The sequence below is a fragment of the Fulvivirga kasyanovii genome, assembly GCF_009711405.1.
Taxonomy (GTDB): domain Bacteria; phylum Bacteroidota; class Bacteroidia; order Cytophagales; family Cyclobacteriaceae; genus Fulvivirga; species Fulvivirga kasyanovii.
Map to the genome: position 1 here is coordinate 1 of NZ_SMLW01000233.1, position 2,827 is coordinate 2,827.

Here is a 2,827-nt window from a genome sequence, read left to right on the forward strand (position 1 = left end):
GTGCTTACGCGCTTTCTGATAGAAAAATACGCCGATAACCTTACCCTTATTGATATTGACAGGGAATCTATAGCATACCTGAAAAAGCATTTCCAGGGCTTGGGAGATAAAGTTATCGAAGGCGATTTTCTGAAAATGGACCTAAGCCATGCTTTGGGTGAGGAGTATACTGTTATTGGTAATTTCCCTTATAACATTTCTTCCCAAATATTCTTTAAAATACTAGAGGAGAAAGACAAGGTGGTGGAGGTAGTGTGCATGTTGCAGGAGGAAGTGGCAAGAAGACTGGTATCGCCTCCCGGTAATAAGGACTATGGCATACTAAGTGTATTGCTCCAGGCATACTACGATATGGAGTATCTTTTTACGGTTGATGCTTCAGTGTTTGATCCTCCGCCTAAAGTGCAGTCGGGAGTGATAAAGCTCAGGCGTAATAAGCTGGAGAAGCTTGATTGTGATGAGGTGCTTTTTAAAAAGGTAGTGAAGCAGGGGTTTCAAAACAGGAGAAAGACATTACGCAATGCTTTGAAGCCATTAAATTTGGCTGATGAGGTAAGAGAGCAGGAAATATTGAACAGACGGGCCGAAACGCTATCGGTAAATGAGTTTGTAAAACTTACAAATGATATAGCAAGTGGAGGAAATACTAAAGTTTGAACTATCCAATGAGTTTCGTGAACGCTTTCAACATGCGGTTGACGAAAAGGACGAGGGTTTTATAAAGGAGACTCTTGAAGGGGTCAATCCTGCTGATATTTCTGCCCTCTTGCATGAGTTTGATACGGAAGATTCGAAATATGTTATAGACCTGCTGCCTTCGGAAACGCGTGCGGAGATCATCAATGATCTTGATGAGGATATAAGGGAAAGGTTTTTGAAAGTCTTTCAGCCCAATGAGATCACTGAGATAGTTAATCATCTTGACTCTGATGATGCGGTGGATATTCTTAATGAGCTGCCGATCAAAGAACGTGAAGAGGTTATTGCCAGCCTGGATAACGAAGAGAAAGAAGCCAACATCCTCGACCTGCTGAGGTACGAGGAAGATGTGGCGGGCGGTTTGATGGCCAAGGAACTCATAAAAGCCAATGTCAACTGGTCGGTAGTGCAGTGTATTGAAGAGATCAGGCGGCAGGCGGAAAATGTGCAGAAGCTTTATTCGGTATATGTGGTGGATGATAACGACAGGCTGTTGGGCAGGGTGTCTTTGAAGCGGATCATTTTGGCCGGAGATAAAACGCAGATAGCTGATATTTATGAACCGGAGCTTATTTCTGTAGAGACGTACATGTCAGAGGAAGAAGTTGCCCAGGTAATGCGGAAGTATGACCTTGAAGCAGTTCCTGTGGTCAATATGCAGGGGAAATTGCTCGGGCGCATTACCATTGATGATGTGGTGGATGTGATCACTGAGCAGGCGGAGGAGGAAAGGCAGATCATGTCGGGTATCTCCGGTGATGTGGAGGAGGATGACAGCGTCTGGATGCTAACTAAAGCAAGACTACCCTGGTTGGTTATTGGTGTGGTCGGCGGTTTTATCAGCGCCATGCTTATCGGTGTGTTTGAAGATGAACTGCTAAGGATTACGGCCATAGCCTTTTTTATACCTTTAATACAGGCTACAGGTGGAAATGTGGGGATCCAGTCATCATCCATTGTGGTGCAAAGTCTGGCGAACCCTTCGGCATTCAGTGATAGCCTTGCCAAGAGGCTTGTGAAAGTTTTTATGGTTGCGGCTTTAAATGGTGCCGTACTTGCGGTACTGGTCTATGGGGGCAATGTGATCTCCGGAGGTAGTCAAAACTTGGCCGTAGTGGTGTCCATAGCCCTTTTCGGAGTGGTGCTCATTGCATCTTTTATGGGTACTATCACACCTTTAATATTAAATAAGTTCGGATTTAATCCTGCGCTGGCTTCCGGGCCATTTATTACCACTACCAACGACCTGCTGGGTCTTGCAATATATTTTTACACCGTACATCTTATGCTATAATGAAGTGTCTGATTGTTGATTATATGTATGATAACATTGAGGAACTGCTGGCCGGGGCCGGTCTTGAGCCTGATTATCGACCTACTATTTCCCGTGATGAGATCATTGATATTATCCATGATTACGAAGGTCTGATCATCAGGAGTAAAACCCGTGTGGATGAAGCGCTGGTAAAGCAGGCCAAAAAGCTCAGGTTTGTAGGCCGGGCTGGTGCCGGTATTGATAATCTTGATGAAGACGCCCTGAACAGGCACAATGTAAAGATTCTTAACGCCCCCGAAGGCAACAGAAATGCCCTGGGCGAGCATTGTGTCGGGTTGCTTTTAGGACTCCTTAATTATATAGTTAAATCCGACAGGGAAGTGAGGCAGGGGATCTGGGACCGTGAAGGCAACAGAGGGTATGAGCTGAGTGGCAAAACTGTCGGGTTGGTCGGGTATGGCTATATGGGTACCGCTTTTGCTGAAAAACTCAAAGGGTTTAACTGCGAAGTGCTTGTATTTGATAAGTACAAAGCAGATTGTAATGATGGATATGTGCGACAGACTTCCATGGAGGAAATTTACGAGCGTGCCGATGTCTTTAGCCTTCATGTTCCCTTGACCAAAGAAACCCGCGGAATGGTTGATTTTAACTATCTCAATAAATTCAGAAAGCAGATATTTTTCATCAATACTTCAAGAGGCGAAATTGTCTCCCTGTCGGGGCTATGTCAGGGCATTGATTCGGGAAAAGTGATTGGTGCGGGACTGGATGTTTTGGAGAACGAAAAGATCAATAATCTTACTTCGCAGGAACAAAAAGTGTTCGAATATTTAGTAAATTCGAACAAAA

At 44.5% G+C, this 2,827-nt stretch carries 3 protein-coding genes; all 3 read left to right on the forward strand.

Features of this window, described 5'->3' with window-relative positions; all coding sequences use genetic code 11:
* Positions 1-657 (forward strand): 16S rRNA (adenine(1518)-N(6)/adenine(1519)-N(6))-dimethyltransferase RsmA (gene rsmA / locus E1163_RS01165; protein WP_155168694.1); only part of this gene is annotated, 657 nt, incomplete at its 5' end.
* On the forward strand, positions 635-1,993 hold the full coding sequence (mgtE, locus tag E1163_RS01170; RefSeq protein WP_343033711.1) for a magnesium transporter: 1,359 nt from the start codon (positions 635-637) through the stop codon (positions 1,991-1,993). The genes rsmA and mgtE, both read left to right, overlap by 23 nt.
* Positions 1,993-2,827 (forward strand): NAD(P)-dependent oxidoreductase (locus E1163_RS01175; protein WP_246223457.1); only part of this gene is annotated, 835 nt, incomplete at its 3' end. The genes mgtE and E1163_RS01175, both read left to right, overlap by 1 nt.